The organism is Actinomycetospora corticicola, from assembly GCF_013409505.1.
GTDB lineage: Bacteria > Actinomycetota > Actinomycetes > Mycobacteriales > Pseudonocardiaceae > Actinomycetospora > Actinomycetospora corticicola.
Window position 1 is genome coordinate 5,270,198 of the sequence record NZ_JACCBN010000001.1, and the last position, 17,351, is coordinate 5,287,548.

Here is a 17,351-nt window from a genome sequence, read left to right on the forward strand (position 1 = left end):
CCGTTCCCGGCTCGCGGTCGACGACGGCGGATCGGGTCCGGCTCCTCCGAGAGCCCAGGAGACCCCGATGACCACCCTGCTTGAGACCGCGCCGCTCGACGGCGCGCGTACGGCCGCGGTGACGCCGCTGCCGTCGCCCGCCCTGCTGCGCCACGAGCTGCCCGCGTCCGAGGCCGTCGCCGCCTCCGTGCGCCGCGGCCGCGCGGGCGCCGAGGCGATCCTGCGCGGCGAGGACGACCGCCTCCTCGTCGTCGTCGGCCCGTGCTCGATCCACGACGTCGACGCCGCGCGCGAGTACGGCGCCCGGCTCGCCGCCGAGGCGGAGCGGCACGCCGACCGGCTCCACGTCGTGATGCGCACCTACTTCGAGAAGCCACGCTCGACCGTGGGCTGGAAGGGCCTGATCAACGACCCGGGGCTGGACGGCTCCTTCGACGTCGCGCGCGGTCTGCGGACCGCCCGGTCGCTGATGCTCGACCTGGCGGAGCTGGGCCTGCCGCTGGGCTGCGAGTTCCTCGACCCGATCACCCCGCAGTACCTCGCGGACCTCGTCTCCTGGGGCTCGATCGGGGCGCGGACCGCGGCGAGCCAGGTCCACCGCCAGCTCGCGAGCGGCCTGTCGATGCCGATCGGGATCAAGAACGGCACCGACGGCGACGTCGGGGTGGCCGTCGACGCGGTCGGCGCGGCGGGCGCACCGCACGCGTTCATGGGCGTCACGCCCGAGGGGCTCGCGGGCCTCATCACCACCACCGGCAACCCGGACGCGCACCTGATCCTGCGCGGCGGCTCCGCCGGCACCAACTACGACGCGGCGTCCGTCGCGGCGGCGTGCACCGCGCTGACGGCGAAGGGCCACGCGGGCCGGGTGGTGGTCGACGCGAGCCACGGCAACTCCGGCAAGGACCACCGGCGTCAGCCCGCCGTCGTCGCGGACCTGGCCGAGCAGCGCGCCGCGGGCGGGCCGGTGGCCGGCGTGATGATCGAGAGCTTCCTCGTCGAGGGGCGCCAGGAAATCGGCCCGGACATGGTGCGCGGGTGCAGCGTGACCGACGGCTGCGTCGGGTGGGGGACGACGGTGGAGCTGTTGGACACGCTCGCCGCGGCCGCAGCGGTGGCCCACCGCTGACGCCGGGCGTGCACCGTGGGCCACCGCTGACGGCGGAGCCCGGGCTCTGCACCGATTCCGTGACGCATGCCCGGGTGGGAAGCGCCATCGACGTGGAACCGGTCCGGGCTGACCGTTCTACGATCCCGCGCATGACTGCACCGGAGGCGCCCGAGGAGCTCGTGCTCGCCGGCGAGTTCGAGACGCCGGCGCGGGACGCGTGGCGGGAACTCGTCGCGGGCGTGCTCGCGAAGTCGGGGCGCGAGGTCGACGCGGCCGACGCCGAGCGGGCGATCGCGACCGCCACCGACGACGGCTTCGAGATCGCCGCGCTCTACACCGCGCAGGACGCGCCCGGTGTCCCGACCGGGGCGCCGGGACTCCCGCCGTTCACGCGGGCGTCGCGGCCCGAGGGGCACGTCGCCGACGGCTGGTACCGACGGCAGCGGCACGCGCTCACCGACCTGGGGTCGGCCCACGACGTGGTGATGGCCGAGCTGGAGAACGGCGTCTCCTCGCTCTGGCTGGTGCTCGGGGAGGCCGGCGGGCCGGACGTCGACGCGCTGCCGCGGCTCCTGGAGGGCGTGTTCCTCGACCTCGCCCCGGTCGCGCTCGAGGCCGGCCGCGACACCCCGGACGCCGCCGCGACCCTGCTGCGGCTGGCGGCCGAGAACGGCGTGACGACGGCGCTCGGCGGCTCGCTCGGCTACGACCCGCTGCTGGCCCGGACCCGTGGCGGGGAACCGCTGACCGACGCGTACCGGGAGAAGCTGGTCGAGCACGCCCGGACCGCCGCGGAGCAGCACCCGCACCTCGCCACCGTCGTCGCCGACGGCCTGCCCCATCACGAGGCGGGCGGTTCCGACGGCCAGGAGCTCGGCGCCACCCTGGCCGCCGGCGTCCACGCGGTGCGCCTGCTGAACGACGCCGGGCTGTCGGTCGACGACGCCTTCGCCCGCGTCGAGTTCCGGCTCGCCGCGACGGCCGACCAGTTCGCCACGCTCGCCAAGCTGCGCGCCGCCCGCCGCTGCTGGGACCGGATCGGCTCGGTCGCGGGGGCCTCGGAGTCGGCCCGCGCGCTGCGCACCCACGCCGTGACCTCCCCGGCGATGCTCACCGGCCGCGACCCGTGGGTGAACATCCTGCGCACCACGGTCGCCGCGGTCGGGGCCGGCCTCGGCGGCGCGGACGCCGTCACCGTCCTGCCGTTCGACTCGGTCCTCGGCCTGCCCGACGACTTCTCCCGCCGCGTCGCCCGCAACACCCAGGCGCTGCTGCTCGAGGAGTCCCACCTCGCGCACGTCATCGACCCGGCGGGCGGCTCCTGGTACGTCGAGTCGCTCACCGACGCCCTCGCCCACGCCGCGTGGGACGTCTTCACCGGCATCGAGCGCGACGGGGGCATCGAGAGCGTTCTCGACGACGGGTCGCTCGCCTCGGCCCTCGAGGAGACCTGGACCGCGCGCGCCGACCGGATCGCGCACCGCACGGACCCGATCACCGGGGTCAGCGAGTTCCCGAACCTGCACGAGACCCTGCCGACCCGGGAGCACCCCCTATCGGCGTACTCGGTTGCTCTGTCGGGAACGGGGGACGCGCAGGGCGGTCTGCCGCGGCGGCGCTACGCGCAGGTCTTCGAGGACCTGCGCGACCGGGCCGACGCCGCCTCCGAGCGCCCGACCGCCTTCCTGGCCACCGTCGGCGCGCTCGCGCAGTACACCGCGCGGCTGTCGTTCGCGACGAACCTGCTGCACGCCGGCGGCATCGACATCACCGAGGGCCCCGGGGGCACCGACCTCGACGAGATCGTGTCCGCGTTCCGCTCGGCCGGGACGTCCGTGGCCGTGATCGCGTCGTCGGACAAGGTCTACGCCGAGCACGCGGCGCCGCTGGCCCGGGCGCTGGCCGACGCCGGCGCGACCCGGATCGTGCTGGCCGGGTCGCCGAAGACGCTGTCGGACGACGCCCTCACCGGGTACCTCTACACCGGGTGTGACGCCGCGGCGCTGCTGACCGACCTGCTCGACGAGCTGGGAGCCTGAACCATGAGCATCGGATCGTTCGCCGACGTCGAGCTCGGCACGCCCTCCGGCGAGGGCGACTGGACCGCCGCCCTGCAGGAGGCGACCGGCAAGGACGCCGACGACCTGCTCTGGGAGACCCCCGAGGGCATCGGCGTCAAGCCGCTCTACACCGCCGCCGACACCGAGGGCCTCGACTTCCTGGAGACCCTCCCCGGGCTCCCGCCGTTCCTGCGCGGGCCCTACCCGACGATGTACCGGACGCAGCCGTGGACGGTGCGCCAGTACGCCGGGTTCTCCACCGCGAAGGAGTCGAACGCCTTCTACCGGCGCAACCTCGCGGCGGGACAGAAGGGGCTGTCGGTCGCCTTCGACCTGCCGACCCACCGCGGGTACGACTCGGACAACCCTCGGGTGTCCGGCGACGTCGGCATGGCGGGCGTGTCGATCGACTCGATCCTCGACATGCGGCAGCTCTTCGACGGCATCCCGCTGGACCGGATGTCGGTGTCGATGACCATGAACGGGGCCGTGCTCCCCGTGATGGCGCTCTACGTGGCCGCGGCCGAGGAGCAGGGCGTCGCGCCCGAGCAGCTCGCCGGGACCATCCAGAACGACATCCTCAAGGAGTTCATGGTCCGCAACACCTACATCTACCCGCCCGAGCCGTCGATGCAGATCATCTCGGACATCTTCGCGTTCACCTCGCAGAAGATGCCGAAGTTCAACTCGATCTCCATCTCCGGCTACCACATCCAGGAGGCCGGGGCCTCGGCCGACCTGGAGCTCGCGTACACCCTCGCCGACGGCGTGGAGTACCTGCGGGCCGGGCGGGACGCCGGGCTCGACGTCGACAGGTTCGCGCCGCGCCTGTCGTTCTTCTGGGGCATCGGCATGAACTACTTCATGGAGATCGCCAAGATGCGGGCCGCGCGCCTGCTCTGGGCCAAGCTCGTGAAGGGCTTCGGCGCGAAGAACGACAAGTCGCTGTCGCTGCGGACCCACTCGCAGACCTCGGGCTGGTCGCTGACGGCGCAGGACGTCTACAACAACGTCGTCCGCACCTGCATCGAGGCGATGGCGGCCACGCAGGGCCACACGCAGTCGCTGCACACCAACGCCCTCGACGAGGCACTGGCGCTGCCCACCGACTTCTCCGCCCGGATCGCCCGCAACACCCAGCTGCTGCTCCAGCAGGAGTCGGGGACGACGCGGACCGTGGACCCGTGGGGCGGCTCGGCCTACGTCGAGCGCCTCACCCGCGAGCTCGCGGGCCGGGCATGGGCGCACATCGAGGAGGTCGAGAACACCGGCGGGATGGCGAAGGCCATCGACGAGGGCCTCCCGAAGATGCGCATCGAGGAGGCGGCCGCCCGCACCCAGGCGCGCATCGACTCCGGCCGCCAGGCGCTGGTCGGGGTGAACAAGTACCCGCTGCTCGGCGGCGAGGACGTCGAGGTGCTCAAGGTCGACAACGCCGACGTGCTGCGCCAGCAGGTCGCGCGACTCGCCGACCTGCGGTCCGAGCGCGACGGTGCGGCTGTGGAGTCGGCGCTGAACGCGCTGACGAACGCGGCCTCCGAGGCCGCCGAGGGCAAGCGCGGCTCCGACCTCGACGGCAACCTGCTCAAGCTCGCGATCGACGCGGCCCGCGTGCACGCCTCGGTGGGCGAGATCTCCGACGCGCTGGAGAAGGTCTACGGCCGGCACCGCTCGGACGTCCGGACGATCTCCGGGGTCTACCGTGACGAGGTGGGCGAGAACTCGGCGGTCGAGCAGGCCCGGTCCGCGGCCACGGCGTTCGAGGAGGCCGAGGGTCGTCGGCCGCGCATCCTGGTCGCCAAGATGGGCCAGGACGGTCACGACCGCGGCCAGAAGGTCATCGCCACCGCGTTCGCCGACCTCGGCTTCGACGTCGACGTGGGCCCGCTGTTCCAGACCCCCGAGGAGGTCGCGCGCCAGGCCGTCGAGGCCGACGTGCATGTCGTCGGGGTGTCGTCGCTCGCCGCCGGGCACCTCACGCTGGTGCCGGCGCTGCGCGACGCGCTGGCCGAGCTGGGCGCGGAGGAGATCCTCATCGTGGCCGGCGGGGTCATCCCGCCGGGCGACTACGACGAGCTCTACGCCGGGGGCGCGGCCGCGATCTTCGGTCCGGGCACCGTGATCGCGGAGGCGGCGCAGGAGCTGCTGGGTCAGTTGTCGACCAAGTTGGGCCACTCCGCGTCCTGACCCCTTCCGCGTGAGGGGAACCCTCGTGCCACAAGAGCGCTCGGATCTTCCCCTCACGGCGGGGCGGGCGCGCCCTTCGTGCCGAGACGTACATCAGGCAGGTCCCGCGGCGTCGGGACCTGCCTGATGTGGCTCTCGCGGGGCGACGCGACCCGGCCTGTGGGGTGCGGGCCGAGAGCAGCTCGCGGGGCGACGCGACCCGGCCGGTCAGGTGCTGGCCGAGAACAACCGGACGAGGGCCGACCCGACGTCCGGGAACGTCTCGACGACGTCCCCGCCGACCTTGTCGCGCAACGCGGGCGACCCGCCGTCGAGGGCCACGACGACCAGGTCCAGATCGGTCTCGCCGAGCACGAGGACGTCGTCGCGCCCCGGTGCTTCGCGCCAGAGCCGGTTCATCTCCACGAGGCCCTGCCAGAACCCGCCCGGGCCCGGTGCGGCTCGGGTCGGAGCGCTGCCGTAGAGCACGAGCCCGTCGTGGTCGAGGCCGTCGCACCGACGCAGGAGCGCCGCGCACGCCTCGGGCAGCTCGGCGCCGAACTCCGCGCGCAGGGCGGCCCGCGCCGTGGCGATCCGGTCGGCGTCGGCACCCGGCTGCACCGTCTCGCCGGCGGACCGTTGCGCGGCGATCACCCGCGCGACGGCCTCGTCGGGGGTCACGACACGAGCGCCCGGATGTCGTCGGCACTGAGCCCGGCGGCGAACGCCGCGCCGTCGTCGAGGACCCCGGCGGTGAGTTCGGCCTTCCGCTGCGCGAGCGCCCGGACCTTCTCCTCGATCGTGTCCCGGCTGATGAGCCGGTAGACCATCACCGTGCGGTCCTGCCCGATGCGGTGCGTGCGGTCGATCGCCTGGGCCTCGGTGGCGGGGTTCCACCACGGGTCGAGCAGGAAGCAGTAGTCGGCCTGGGTCAGGTTCAGGCCGAACCCGCCGGCCTTGAGACTGATCAGGAACACCGGGGCGTCGCCGTCGGTGAACCCGGCGATCGCCGATGCCCGGTCGCGGGTGGTGCCGTCGAGGTAGGCGTACGGGATGCCCGCCGCCTCCAGGGCCTCCCGCACGTGGGTCAGGAACCCGGTGAACTGGCTGAACACCAGCGCACGGTGCCCGCCCCCGATGACGTCGGCGAGCTGCTCGACGAGCAGGTCGATCTTCGCCGAACCGCCGGCACCGTCCTCCCCGACCAGGGCGGGGTGCAGGCTCAGCTGCCGCAGCTTCGTGATCGACGCGAGGATCGCGATGCGGTTGTCGTCAACGTCGTCGAGCAGCTGCAGGATCCGGGCCCGTTCGCGTTGCAGGATCCGCTGGTAGAGCCGCTGGTGGGCCGGGGCGAGCTCCACGGGCAGGACCTGTTCCTGCTTCGGCGGGAGGTCGGGCGCGACCTGTTCCTTCGTGCGCCGCAGCACCAGGGGGCGGATGCGGCGGCGCAACCGCGCGAGCAGCTCCGCGTCACCCTTCTCGATGGGCTTGGCGAACGTCTCCCGGAACTGCTCGGAGTTCGGGAAGAGCCCGGGCGCGGTGATCGAGAGCAGCGACCACAGCTCCATCAGGTCGTTCTCCATCGGCGTGCCCGTGATCGCGATCTTGACGGGCGCCCCGACCTTGCGGGCGCAGAGGTAGACCTTCGAGCGCCGGTTCTTGAGGAACTGCGCCTCGTCGAAGAGCAGAGTCGACCATCCGATCCGCTCGTGCGCCTCCGCGTCGAGCCGGAACAGCGTGTACGAGGTGACGACGACGTCGGCGCCCGCCACGACGGTCTCCAGGTCCTGCCCCCGCCGGCGCAACGTGTCGGTGAGCGCCACGACCCGCAGACCGGGCGTGAACCGGGCGGCCTCGGCGGTCCAGTTCGGCACGACGCTGGTCGGCGCGACGATGAGCACCGGGCCCGTGTGCGGGTCGACCTCCCGGGCGTGCGCGAGCAGGGCGAGCGCCTGCACGGTCTTCCCGAGCCCCATGTCGTCGGCGAGCACGCCGCCCAGGCGGTGCCGCCACAGGAACGCGAGCCACTCGAAGCCGGCGCGCTGGTAGGGGCGCAGGTCGGCCCGTAGGTCGGACGGCACCGGCGCGGGATCGAGGGCGCCCGCGGCGAGGAGCCCGCCGACCTGCTCGCGCCACGCGTCGGCCTCCCGGGCGACGATGCCGAGCGCGGCCAGCTCCTCCCACCAGCCCGCCTGGTAGCGGCTGAGGCGGATCGGCCCGGCGGGACGTTCCTGCATCGCGCGCGCCTCGTCGATCAGCGCGCGCAGGGCGACCAGCTCGGGCTTCTCCAGGGAGAAGTAGGCGCCGTCGGGCAGCAGGAGGTGGGAGCGGCCCTTCGCGAGGGCCGCGAACACGTCGCTGAACGGGACCTCCTGGCCCTCGGCGCTGATGGTGATCCCGAGGTCGAACCAGTCGTTGCCCTCGTCGGACTCCGTGGTCGACACGTCGATGGTCAGCTCGTCGCCGACCTCGCGGTAGCGGGCCGGTTCGCCGGACCGCTCGACCCGCAGCCCCGGGGTGTCCTCGAGGACCGGCAGCACCTCGGTGACGAACGCGGCCGTGAGGAGCTTGATGAGCCGGTGCGGCCCCGGGCCGTCGATGGGGCGGACCCGGAACCGTCGCCAGTCGACGGGCAGGTCGGCCAGGCGGTCCAGCATCGCCCGCTCGGCCGGGACGTCGCGGAACTCCTCGCCCGGAGCGGGCCGGTCGAGCGCGGCCCGGACGTCGGAGCCGCCGACGTCGTACGACCACTCCCAGGTCAGGGACACGGCGTGCTCGGCCGCGAACGTGGCCCGCAGGACGAGCACCGGCGGGCCGATCCGCGGCGGCGTGAACGCGCCGTCGGACGACGTGACGCCCCGGACCTCGGCCAGCCGGGACGCGTAGCGGGACCGGAACCGGGCGACCGCGTCGGCCGGGACGGCGATGTCGGTGCCGTCGAGCGCGGCCTGCCAGACGGCCCGGCTCACCGGCGAGTCGAGGCGGGCGAGTGCGAGGCGGCACGAGGCCGGCGCCAGGTTCTCGGCCGCGGAGACGGTGACGACGCCGTGCGCGACGTCCCCGCCGAGGAACGCGACGGGCCGGGCGTCGTCGTCCGGCTCGCCGTCGAACCGCAGCACGGGCCGGATCGCCAGAGCCCCGTCGTCGGGACCGCCGGTGACGTCGAGCTGCAGCGACGCGGACCCGCGCCGCGTGACCGGGCCGAGCCGGTGGCGGGACGGCAGGATCGCCAGGTCGGCCTCGGCGGCCGCGTCGAGCAGGGGCCACAGGCGCGGACTCGCGATCTCCGCGAGGTCGATGACCTTCTCGTCGGCGCCGTAGCCGTAGTAGCGGTAGGGCGAGAACCCGGAGCCGGCCTGCGCCACGTGGTGGAGGAGGTAGAGCTCGCGCACGACCGCGAGCTGCTCCGGCCGGTGCTCGGCCTCGGCCGCGCCCTGCAGCATCCGGTTCCACTGCAGCCCGCCGTACACCCAGCCCCGGGCCCCCGGACGCATCAGCCGCGCCATGAGCCCGCCCACGCCGTCCGGTGTCACCTCGATCGCCAGCGTGCCCGTGGCCGCGCGTGTCACGGGGCCGGACCCGAGCAGGGCGTCGAGCGCGAGCTCCCAGTCCGGCGTGCTCGGTGCGGCCGGGAGGGCCGGCACCGCGTGGAACGCCATCGCGGCCACGTGCTTGCACATCGCCCCCACCGGGCAGGAACACTCGCCGTCGACGAGCCGCAGGCCGCCGTCGAAGCGCACGATCGTCGAGTAGACCTGCCCCTCGCCGCCCCGGACCACCCCCCGCAGCTGCAGCGTGCCGGCGTGCCACTCCGCGTACAGGACGGCCCCGTCCCGCGCGTACCGCCGTCCTCGCTCCGACACCACCGGGCCGAGCACCTCGGCCAGCTCGTCGGCGTCCAGCCCCTCGACCGTCACACGTTCCACCATGTGAGGCCCCCTCTCGATCTCCTGCGACGACGGTAGAGCGGGGGTCCGACAGTCTCGTCCGCGCACCGTCCCAGGCGGAGAGGGCTACACTTCGCTACAGGCTGCGACACCAGGAGGCCGTCATGACCGAGATCGCATCGCGAGAGCTCCGCAACGACACGGCGGGCGTGCTCCGTCGGGTCGAGGCGGGGGAGTCGCTGACCATCACGTCGAACGGTCGGCCGGTGGCGCAGCTGGTGCCGGTTCCGCGGCGCCGTCGTACGGGCATGTCCCGCGCCGAGCTGATCGACGCGGTGCGCCACGCCCAGGCGGACCCCGGCCTCCGCGACGACCTGCGGGAACTCGCCGGGGAGACGACCGACGACCTGGGTCCCATCCGGTGACCACCGGACGAGCCGTCCTCGACACCAGTGTCCTCATCGCCTCCGAGACGGGGCGGTCGATCGACGAGTCGGGTCTTCCCGACGATCCGGTGTTGTCGGTGGTGACCCTCGCCGAACTGCATGCCGGAGTGCTGGCGGCCCCGGACTCGGAGTCCCGGGCACGGCGTCTGACCACCTTGGACAGGTACGCGCTGACCGAGGTCCTCGACGTGACGGAGTACGTCGCCTCCGAGTGGGCGCGTCTGCGGGTGCACCTGGCCGAACGCCGGCGTCGGGTGAACGTGAACGATCTCTGGATCGCCGCCAGCGCCGTCGCGCACCGCCTGCCGATCGTGACCCAGGACGACGACTTCGACGCCCTCGACGGCGTCCGCGGGCTCGTCGTCGTCAAGGTCTAGGAAGGGACCCCGTGGACCTGGAGAAGTACGTCGAGGGCGTCCGTTCGGGCTCCCGGCTGTGGATCGGACGGGCGATCACGCTCGTCGAGTCGACCCGCGCCGACCACCGCGACGCCGCGCAGGAACTGCTGGTCGAGCTCCTGCCGCAGGCGGGAGGGGCGAGGCGCATCGGGATCTCGGGCGTACCCGGCGTCGGGAAGTCGACGTTCATCGGGGCGCTGGGATCGCAGCTGACCGCGGCCGGCAGCAAGGTCGCCGTCCTCGCCGTCGACCCCAGCTCCACCCGCTCCGGCGGGTCGATCCTCGGGGACAAGACGCGCATGGACGCCCTCGCCACCGACGACGACGCCTTCATCCGGCCCTCGCCGACGGCGGGGACGCTGGGCGGGGTCGCGAAGGCCACCCGCGAGACGATGGTGGTGATGGAGGCAGCGGGCTACGACGTCGTCATCGTCGAGACCGTCGGCGTCGGCCAGTCCGAGACCGCGGTCGCCGAGATGGTCGACTCGTTCCTCTTCCTCACCCTCGCCCGCACCGGGGACTCGCTGCAGGGCATCAAGCGCGGCATCCTCGAGATCGCCGACGTCATCGCGGTGAACAAGGCCGACGGCCCGCACGCCCGCGGCGCGAAGCGCGCCGCCCGCGAGCTGGAGTCGGCCCTGAAGATGCTGCGCGGCGAGCGCGACCCGTGGTCGGTGCCGGTCCTGACCTGTTCCGCGCAGGAGCGGACGGGTCTCGACGACGTCTGGTCGGCGCTGGTCTCCCACCAGGAGTTCCTCGACGAGCGCGGCGAGTTCGCCGCGAAGCGTGCCCGCCAGCAGGTCGACTGGACGTGGCAGATGGTCCGCGAGCGCCTGTTGGGCCGGCTCAAGGACCACCCGCAGGTCAAGGAGTTGCGTTCCGAGCTGGAGCGCGAGGTCCTCGACGGCGAGCTCACCCCGGCCCTCGCGGCCGACCGGATCCTCGAGGCGTTCGGGTCCTGAGTCAGGCCGCCCGACGTGACCGGAGCACGTCGAGCATGGCGGCGGTGGCAGGCGCCGGGTTGGGCAGCGTCAGCGCCTCGATGCGCCGCACCACGCGCGGTCGCAGCCGGCGCAGCACGACCCGACGCCCCATCTGGTGCACGGCGAGGTCGGGGACGAGCGCGACCCCGACACCGGACTCCACGAGCCCGCTGACCATCGGGAAGTCGTCCGAGTCGAAGGCGATGTTCGGGACGTAGCCCGCCGTCGCGCACATGTCGACGAGCTGCTCGCGGCACAGGCTCCCGGCGTCGCGGATCCAGGCGGCGTCCCGCAGCGTCGAGACGTCGATCTCGTCGGACGCGACGAGCGTGTCCTCGAGCGCCGGGTGACCGGCCGGGAGGGCGACGTTCACGGCGTCGTCGAACAGGAACGTGGCGGTGAGCCCGTCGGTGTCCGGCGCCGGTCCCGGCACGTAGCCGAAGGTGATGGCGAGGTCGAGGTCCCCGTCGCGCAGCCGGTCGGGGCACTCGTCCGGCTCGGCCAGCTCCAGCGAGAGCCGCACCGCCGGGTGGCGGCGCCGGAACGCCCCGATGGCCCCCGGCAGGAGCCGGGCCCCGGCGCTCGCGAACGAGGCGAGGCGCAGCCGTCCCGCCCGGAGCGCGGTGAGGTCGCCCACCTCCTCCGCGGCCCGTGCGAGGCGTCCGGCGACCACCTCGGCGTGCTCGACGAGCAACGCCCCGGCCTCGGTGGGGAGCACCCCGCGGGCGTGGCGCACGAGCAGCGGGGTCCCCGTCTCCCGCTCCAGCGCCGCGACCTGCTGCGACACGGCGGACGGCGTGTACCCGAGCTCGGCGGCGGCCGACGTCATCGAGCCCGCCCGCACCACCGCGCGCAGGGTGAGCAGGCGCCGTGGGTCGAGCATGAAGCTCAGCTTAAGCCCGGGCCCCGGTCTCGTCGCTTTTCATCATGACGGCGGGCCCGGAGCATGGTTCGTGTGAAGCGGTGGAGCGGACTCGCCCGGTTCTGGGCGGAGCAGAAGGAGATGTCGGAGCGGCTGAGCCTCCTGGAGCGCCCGTGGGAGGAGCAGTACCTCCACTGGGCGTTCGAGGACGGGGAGATCGTCCTGCACGGCGAGTTCATGCCGTCGCGGAAGCGGCGGATGTCGACCACCCGCGGCGGCTGGTGCCGGCGGGCGGCCGGTCGCCCGTCGCCCCGGCCGCATGGCTGAGGAAGCGGCGTTCCTGCCGCTGGATGACAGTGACGACGCTTCGCTGCCACGGGAGAGCGGGTCAGCCCGCGAACGGATCGTGCTCGGCGAGCAGCTTGTCCAGCCGGGCCTGGTCGACGCGACCGATGATCGTGCCCTCCTCCTGGCGGTCGCGGACGACCTTGGCGAGCGTGAACGCCGAGGTCACGCACCAGAGCAGGCCGACGGCGAGGAAGCCGCGCACCCAGCCGTCGACGGGGAGGTAGACCAGCCCCACGCCGAGGGCGACCAGCGAGGCGCCGAAGGAGAGCGCGGCCTGCGCGGCGAAGGCGGCGGTGACGGGACGAGCCGGAGCGGTAGCCATGGCCACGACCGTGCCGCGCGACCCGACGTCAGGAATCCGTGGTGCTACTCAGACCCGCCAACAGGGCCACGAAGGGCAGCCGGCATTCCGCACGGACGCGCTCCCGGTCCTCCGCGGGGCTCCGGATGAGGAGCTGGCCGGCCGCGCCGAGCATGCCGAACGCGATGCTGGGCAGCGCCTCGCCGACGTGCGGCGGGATGCGGCCGGCGTCGGCGAGTGCGGTGAGCATGTCCGAGAGCAGCGCGTAGGAGTACTTCTCCTCGCAGCGCCGCCACGCGTCCCAGCCGAGGGCGAGCGGGGCCTCGCGGAACACGAGGGCGCCGTACACCGGCTCCGAGCAGGCGAGCAGGAACTGGTCCAGGGCGGCGAGCACGCCGAGCGCCGGGTCGGGCTCCGCGACGAACGCGGCCCGCGCCCGGTCGTTCTCCTTCTCCTCGACCTCGTCGAAGAGCACCTCGAACAGCCCGGTCTTGCTCGCGAAGTGGTGGTAGATCGCGCCCTTGGTCACCCGGGCGTCGGTCGCGACGTCGTCGAGCGACGTCCGCGCGAACCCGCGCTCGGTGAACAGGCGCGCGGCCGCGTCCAGCAGGGCACGGCGCGTCGCCTCGGTGTACTCCCCGCGACGACTCTTGACCTCGGCCACGCCGCCGACCATAGTCGGGGTCGGTCACATACCCCGAGTATGTTCCCGACGACGGGTCGGTGAGAGGTGGTCGGTATGGTCGCGTTCCTGGTCGACGGTGCCCGCTCGGGGGTGCCGTCCACCCCCGCCCTCGCGGTGCGGTGGGGCCTCACCCACGGGCTGCTCCGGCAGGCGCTCGCCGCGCGGGCTCGGGCGGGCAACCCGGACGCCCGGCTGCTGCGCGATCCCGCCCTGCAGGCCGAGCCGTGGGAGCACTACCGCGAGCTGCGGCGGCACCGCCCGTTCGCGCAGGGGCCGATGGGCCGGATCACCGCGCACCACGACATCACGACCGCGGTGCTGCGCAGCGACGACTTCGGGGTCGCCGACCGCGACCAGGTCTTCCCTGCCCCGGTCCGCGCCGGGATGCGGCTCATCGGCCCGCGCCGGTACGCGAGCGTCGACGACGCGCCCTCGATGCTCGCGGTGGACCCGCCCGACCACGCCCGCTGCCGGCGCCTGGTCACCCGGGCCTTCACCGCGAAGGCCGTCGCCGCCCTGCGTGCGCGCACCGAGGAGATCACCGCCGACCTGCTCGAGGGGCTCGAGCGCGACCTGGCGCGCGGCCCGGTCGACCTCGTGTCCCGCTTCTCGGCGCAGGTGCCGCTGACGGTCATCGCGGAGATGCTCGGCGTGCCGCCGGAGATGCGGGCGGAGCTGCTGGAGTGGGGTGACGGCGCGGCCGCGGCCCTGGACTTCGGGCTCCCGTGGGCACGCTTCGCGACGGTCGAGCGCTCGCTCGCCGCGTTCGACGGCTGGCTGCGCGAGCACCTCCGCGGGCTGCGGTCGAACCCGGGGGACGACCTGCTCTCGCGGTTGGTCGGGGTCTCCGACGACGACGGGTCGGGTCTGACCGAGCAGGAGCTGGTCGCCACCTCGATGCTGATCCTCGCCGCGGGCTTCGAGACGACGGTCAACCTCATCTCCAACGGGGCCCGGCTGCTCTTCGAGCACCCGGACCAGCGCGCCCTGCTCGCCGAGCAGCCCGACCTGTGGTCCAACGCGGTCGACGAGGTGCTGCGCCACGACTCCCCGGTCCAGCGCACCGCCCGCATCGCCCGCCGGGACGTCGAGATCGAGGGCGTGCCGATCCGGCAGGGCGAGATCGTCGTGACCGTGCTCGGCGCGGCGAACCGCGACCCCGTGGTCTTCCCCGACCCGGAGCGCTTCGACGTGGGCCGGGCCAACGCGAAGGACCACGTCGCGTTCTCCAGCGGCATCCACTACTGCCTCGGGGCGGCGCTGGCCCGGATGGAGGGGGAGGTGGCCCTGCGCGGGCTGTTCACCCGCTTCCCCGACCTCGCCCCGGCCGGCGGGGCGGTCCGGCGCCCGACGTTCATCCTGCGCGGCTGGCAACGTCTGCCCGTGGCGCTGCCGCACAGCTGACGCACAGGGTTCACCCAGCTCGGGTGAACCGGACGGTGTCAGTCTGGGCACCATGAACGCAGCAGTGCGCGCCGAGCTCCGGCGGCCCGACGGCAGCCCGGTCCGTGCGCTCGTCGTCGACGACGAGCCGACGCTCGCCGACCTGCTCTCCATGGCGCTGCGCTACGAGGGCTGGGACGTGCGCAGCGCCGGGGACGGCCTCGCCGCGGTGACGTCGGGCCGGGAGTTCCGGCCCGACGTCGTGGTCCTCGACGTCATGCTCCCGGACATCGACGGGTTCGAGGTGCTGCGCCGGCTGCGGGCCGACAACCCCGACGTGCCGGTCCTGTTCCTCACCGCCCGGGACGCCGTGGAGGACCGGGTCGCCGGCATCACCGCGGGCGGCGACGACTACGTGACCAAGCCGTTCAGCCTCGAGGAGGTCGTGGCCCGGCTGCGCGGGCTGCTGCGCCGGGCCGCCGTCGCGACGGCCGTCCGCGGTGACGCGGGGCTCGTCGTCGGGGACCTCACCCTCGACGAGGACTCGCACGAGGTGTTCCGCGGCGGCGACCAGATCGACCTGACCGCCACCGAGTTCGAGCTGCTGCGCTTCCTCATGCGCAACCCGCGTCGCGTGCTGTCCAAGGCCCAGATCCTCGACCGGGTGTGGAACTACGACTTCGGCGGCCAGTCGAACATCGTCGAGCTCTACATCTCCTACCTGCGCAAGAAGATCGACGCCGGTCGGACGCCCATGATCCACACCGTGCGTGGGGCCGGGTACGTCCTCAAGCCCGCGGGGTGACAGCGTTGCGGGTCATGCGGTCCCTCCAGGCGCGGATCGTCCTGACGACGATGGTGCTCCTGTTCGTCGTCTGCGCGGTGGTCGGTGTCGGCGCCGCGCTGTCCCTGCGGCACTACCTGACCCAGCAGCTCGACCAGGAGGTCACCCGCACGCTCGGCTTCGTCGCGAATCCGCCCGACGGGGCCGACGGCCGACGCCCGCCGCCCCCGGACGCCGGTGGTGGCTTCGGTGGGGGTGACTCCGCCACCAGCCGTATCGAGGTCCGCAGCGTCGACGGCCGGGTGGTCTCGGCCACCGCCCTCGGAGGCTTCCGGTCCTCCGACCAGTCGATCGCGCTGACGGACGTGGCGCCGGTGCTCGCCGTGGCGCCCACCGGCGACGACCCCGGCGACCCGTCCGACCGGCCGCGGGTGGAGACGATCGACCTGCCGGGCCTGGCCTCGTCCTATCGGCTGTCGGCCCGCGAGGCCGGCGACGGATCGGTGGTCTACTTCGGGATCTCCACGAACCGCATGGACGCGACGGTGGGGAGTCTCGCGGTCTACGAGACGATCATCTTCGGGGGTGGGGTGCTCGTCGCCGGGGTCGTCGCCGCCTTCGCCACGCGTGCCACCCTGCGCCCCCTGCACCGGGTCTCGGCCACCGCGCGTCGCGTCTCCGAGCTGCCGCTGGGACGCGGCGAGGTGGAGCTCGAGGACCGTGTCCCCGCGGCCGACGCCGATCCCCGCACCGAGGTGGGGCAGGTCGGCGCGGCCCTCAACCGGATGTTGGACCACGTCGCCCGCTCGCTCGCGGCGCGTCAGGAGTCCGAGACCCGGGTCCGGCAGTTCGTGGCCGACGCCTCCCACGAACTCCGCACCCCGCTCGCCGCGATCCGGGGCTACTCCGAGCTCGCCCGACGGCGGACCCACGAGCTGCCCGACGAGGTCGGGGCGATGCTGGAGCGCGTCGGCTCGCAGACCGAGCGCATGACGCTGCTCGTCGAGGACCTGCTGCTCCTCGCCCGGCTCGACGCCGGGCGGCCCCTCGCCCGGGAGCCCGTCGACCTGGCCCGGGTCGTCGTCGACGCCGTCAGCGACGCGCACGCCGCCTCCCCGGAGCACCGGTGGGCGCTGGATCTGCCCGACGACGAGGACGCCGGCGACGTCATGGTCGTGGGCGACTCCGAGCGGCTGCACCAGGTGGTGGCGAACCTGCTCGCCAACGCGCGGACGCACACGCCCGGGGGCACGAACGTCGTCGTGGAGCTGGAACGCACCGGCGGCTCGGTCCGGCTCGTGGTGCGCGACGACGGGCCCGGGATCGCATCCGACCTGCTGCCGCACGTGCTCGAGCGCTTCGCCCGCGGTGACCTCGCCCGGGCCCGGACGACCGGCTCGACCGGCCTCGGGCTGTCCATCGTCGCGGCGGTGGTGACCGAGCACGGGGGCACCGTCGAAGTGACCAGCGTGCCCGGCGACACGCGGACGACGGTCGTGCTCCCGGCGGCCCCGGTGCGGGCGGACCTGGCGCTGCGTTAGGCCTGGGGGAGGCGGGCGAGCAGCTGGTCGAGCTTGCCCTCGACGCGGTCCAGGCGCTGCCCCAGCTCGGTCACCGCGCGCCAGGCGTTCGCCTCGGTGTTGAGGACCGCGTCCAGGCCCGACATCCGCACCGGCGAGCCCGGCACCCGGGAGCCGTGCCGTTCGGGATCGAGCACGGCGGCGTACAGCTCGTTCACCCGGTAGTCGAGGAACGACAGGATGTCGCCGACCGACACCGCGCGGCCGTACTGGCTGCGGACGTGGTGGCGGAGGCTGAGGTCTTCGTCCATGTGGTGACCCTAGGTCACGAGTGGAACAGGTCGGATGGGCCGTTCGAGCGACGGGTCGAAGAGCCCGTCGCACCTTCGTGCGGATCGCGTAACGACCGGGGTGCTG

The 17,351-nt window shown here is 73.7% G+C and carries 16 protein-coding genes; 10 read left to right on the forward strand and 6 right to left on the reverse strand.

All coding sequences use genetic code 11. The features are described from left to right. Positions 1-67: 67 nt before the first annotated feature. The 3 genes from BJ983_RS25665 to scpA all read left to right on the forward strand — a co-directional run bounded on the left by BJ983_RS25665 (position 68) and on the right by scpA (position 5,358). Positions 68-1,129, forward strand: coding sequence for a 3-deoxy-7-phosphoheptulonate synthase (locus BJ983_RS25665; RefSeq protein ID WP_179796404.1), 1,062 nt, complete (start codon positions 68-70; stop codon positions 1,127-1,129). Positions 1,130-1,260: 131 nt separating this feature from the next. Next, positions 1,261-3,150: a methylmalonyl-CoA mutase family protein gene (locus BJ983_RS25670; protein ID WP_179796405.1), complete on the forward strand. Its 1,890-nt coding sequence runs from the start codon at positions 1,261-1,263 to the stop codon at positions 3,148-3,150. Positions 3,151-3,153: 3 nt separating this feature from the next. Then, positions 3,154-5,358, forward strand: coding sequence for a methylmalonyl-CoA mutase (scpA, locus tag BJ983_RS25675; RefSeq protein WP_179796406.1), 2,205 nt, complete (start codon positions 3,154-3,156; stop codon positions 5,356-5,358). A 207-nt stretch (positions 5,359-5,565) separates the two neighbouring features. Here scpA and BJ983_RS25680 read toward each other — a convergent pair whose 3' ends face one another. Together BJ983_RS25680 and BJ983_RS25685 are read right to left on the reverse strand one after the other, a co-directional pair. Then, on the reverse strand, positions 5,566-6,018 hold the full coding sequence (locus BJ983_RS25680) for a YrhA family protein (protein ID WP_179796407.1): 453 nt from the start codon (positions 6,016-6,018) through the stop codon (positions 5,566-5,568). After that, on the reverse strand, positions 6,015-9,254 hold the full coding sequence (locus BJ983_RS25685; protein WP_179796408.1) for an SNF2-related protein: 3,240 nt from the start codon (positions 9,252-9,254) through the stop codon (positions 6,015-6,017). Before BJ983_RS25685 ends, BJ983_RS25680 begins: the two co-directional genes overlap by 4 nt. Positions 9,255-9,388: 134 nt before the next feature. Between BJ983_RS25685 and BJ983_RS25690 the strand changes: the two genes are divergently transcribed. From BJ983_RS25690 to meaB, 3 genes are read left to right on the forward strand one after another with little or no spacing between them, the layout of a single operon-like run. Then, positions 9,389-9,649, forward strand: coding sequence for a type II toxin-antitoxin system Phd/YefM family antitoxin (locus BJ983_RS25690; RefSeq protein ID WP_179796409.1), 261 nt, complete (start codon positions 9,389-9,391; stop codon positions 9,647-9,649). Further along, complete coding sequence (locus tag BJ983_RS25695; RefSeq protein WP_179796410.1) at positions 9,646-10,047, forward strand: PIN domain-containing protein; 402 nt, start codon at positions 9,646-9,648, stop codon at positions 10,045-10,047. Before BJ983_RS25690 ends, BJ983_RS25695 begins: the two co-directional genes overlap by 4 nt. 11 nt (positions 10,048-10,058) lie before the next feature. Beyond that, positions 10,059-11,030: a methylmalonyl Co-A mutase-associated GTPase MeaB gene (gene meaB / locus BJ983_RS25700; protein ID WP_179796411.1), complete on the forward strand. Its 972-nt coding sequence runs from the start codon at positions 10,059-10,061 to the stop codon at positions 11,028-11,030. 1 nt (position 11,031) lies between these two features. Here the strand turns inward: meaB and BJ983_RS25705 are convergent, their stop codons facing one another. Next, complete coding sequence (locus BJ983_RS25705) at positions 11,032-11,934, reverse strand: LysR family transcriptional regulator (protein WP_179796412.1); 903 nt, start codon at positions 11,932-11,934, stop codon at positions 11,032-11,034. Positions 11,935-12,006: 72 nt separating this feature from the next. Here BJ983_RS25705 and BJ983_RS25710 point away from each other — a divergent pair, with 72 nt between their 5' ends. Further along, a complete protein-coding gene (locus tag BJ983_RS25710; protein ID WP_179796413.1) occupies positions 12,007-12,240 on the forward strand; it encodes a hypothetical protein in 234 nt (77 codons plus the stop codon). Positions 12,241-12,301: 61 nt separating this feature from the next. Here the strand turns inward: BJ983_RS25710 and BJ983_RS25715 are convergent, their stop codons facing one another. Further along, on the reverse strand, positions 12,302-12,583 hold the full coding sequence (locus BJ983_RS25715; protein ID WP_179796414.1) for a YiaA/YiaB family inner membrane protein: 282 nt from the start codon (positions 12,581-12,583) through the stop codon (positions 12,302-12,304). A 28-nt stretch (positions 12,584-12,611) separates the two neighbouring features. Further along, entirely contained in the window at positions 12,612-13,226 is a 615-nt protein-coding gene (locus BJ983_RS25720) for a TetR family transcriptional regulator (protein ID WP_179796415.1), read from the reverse strand. Between the two features lie 75 nt (positions 13,227-13,301). On the opposite strand from BJ983_RS25720, the gene BJ983_RS25725 reads away from it, so the two are divergent. The 3 genes from BJ983_RS25725 to BJ983_RS25735 are packed head-to-tail and all read left to right on the forward strand — an operon-like array spanning position 13,302 to position 16,955. Further along, positions 13,302-14,651 carry a cytochrome P450 gene (locus BJ983_RS25725; protein WP_179796416.1) on the forward strand — a complete coding sequence of 450 codons (1,350 nt, stop codon included), beginning with the start codon at positions 13,302-13,304 and terminating at the stop codon, positions 14,649-14,651. Positions 14,652-14,703: 52 nt separating this feature from the next. Next, the gene (locus tag BJ983_RS25730) at positions 14,704-15,435 is read left to right on the forward strand and encodes a response regulator transcription factor (RefSeq protein WP_179796417.1); all 732 of its coding nucleotides are present in this window, start codon (positions 14,704-14,706) and stop codon (positions 15,433-15,435) included. Positions 15,436-15,449: 14 nt separating this feature from the next. Beyond that, a complete protein-coding gene (locus tag BJ983_RS25735) occupies positions 15,450-16,955 on the forward strand; it encodes a sensor histidine kinase (RefSeq protein ID WP_218890477.1) in 1,506 nt (501 codons plus the stop codon). Here BJ983_RS25735 and BJ983_RS25740 read toward each other — a convergent pair. Next, positions 16,952-17,245, reverse strand: coding sequence for a hypothetical protein (locus BJ983_RS25740; RefSeq protein ID WP_179796418.1), 294 nt, complete (start codon positions 17,243-17,245; stop codon positions 16,952-16,954). The two genes, BJ983_RS25735 and BJ983_RS25740, sit on opposite strands and share 4 nt — an antisense overlap. Between the last annotated feature and the right edge of the window lie 106 nt (positions 17,246-17,351).

Excerpts from the sequence above, each read along its gene's own strand:
- BJ983_RS25665 (WP_179796404.1), top strand. The coding sequence starts at position 68 with ATGACCACCCTGCTTGAGACCGCGCCGCTCGACGGCGCGCGTACGGCC.
- BJ983_RS25670 (WP_179796405.1), top strand. The coding sequence starts at position 1,261 with ATGACTGCACCGGAGGCGCCCGAGGAGCTCGTGCTCGCCGGCGAGTTC.
- scpA (WP_179796406.1), top strand. The coding sequence starts at position 3,154 with ATGAGCATCGGATCGTTCGCCGACGTCGAGCTCGGCACGCCCTCCGGC.
- BJ983_RS25690 (WP_179796409.1), top strand. The coding sequence starts at position 9,389 with ATGACCGAGATCGCATCGCGAGAGCTCCGCAACGACACGGCGGGCGTG.
- BJ983_RS25705 (WP_179796412.1), bottom strand. The coding sequence starts at position 11,934 with ATGCTCGACCCACGGCGCCTGCTCACCCTGCGCGCGGTGGTGCGGGCG.
- BJ983_RS25715 (WP_179796414.1), bottom strand. The coding sequence starts at position 12,583 with ATGGCTACCGCTCCGGCTCGTCCCGTCACCGCCGCCTTCGCCGCGCAG.
- BJ983_RS25725 (WP_179796416.1), top strand. The coding sequence starts at position 13,302 with ATGGTCGCGTTCCTGGTCGACGGTGCCCGCTCGGGGGTGCCGTCCACC.
- BJ983_RS25730 (WP_179796417.1), top strand. The coding sequence starts at position 14,704 with ATGAACGCAGCAGTGCGCGCCGAGCTCCGGCGGCCCGACGGCAGCCCG.
- BJ983_RS25735 (WP_218890477.1), top strand. The coding sequence starts at position 15,450 with ATGCGGTCCCTCCAGGCGCGGATCGTCCTGACGACGATGGTGCTCCTG.
- BJ983_RS25740 (WP_179796418.1), bottom strand. The coding sequence starts at position 17,245 with ATGGACGAAGACCTCAGCCTCCGCCACCACGTCCGCAGCCAGTACGGC.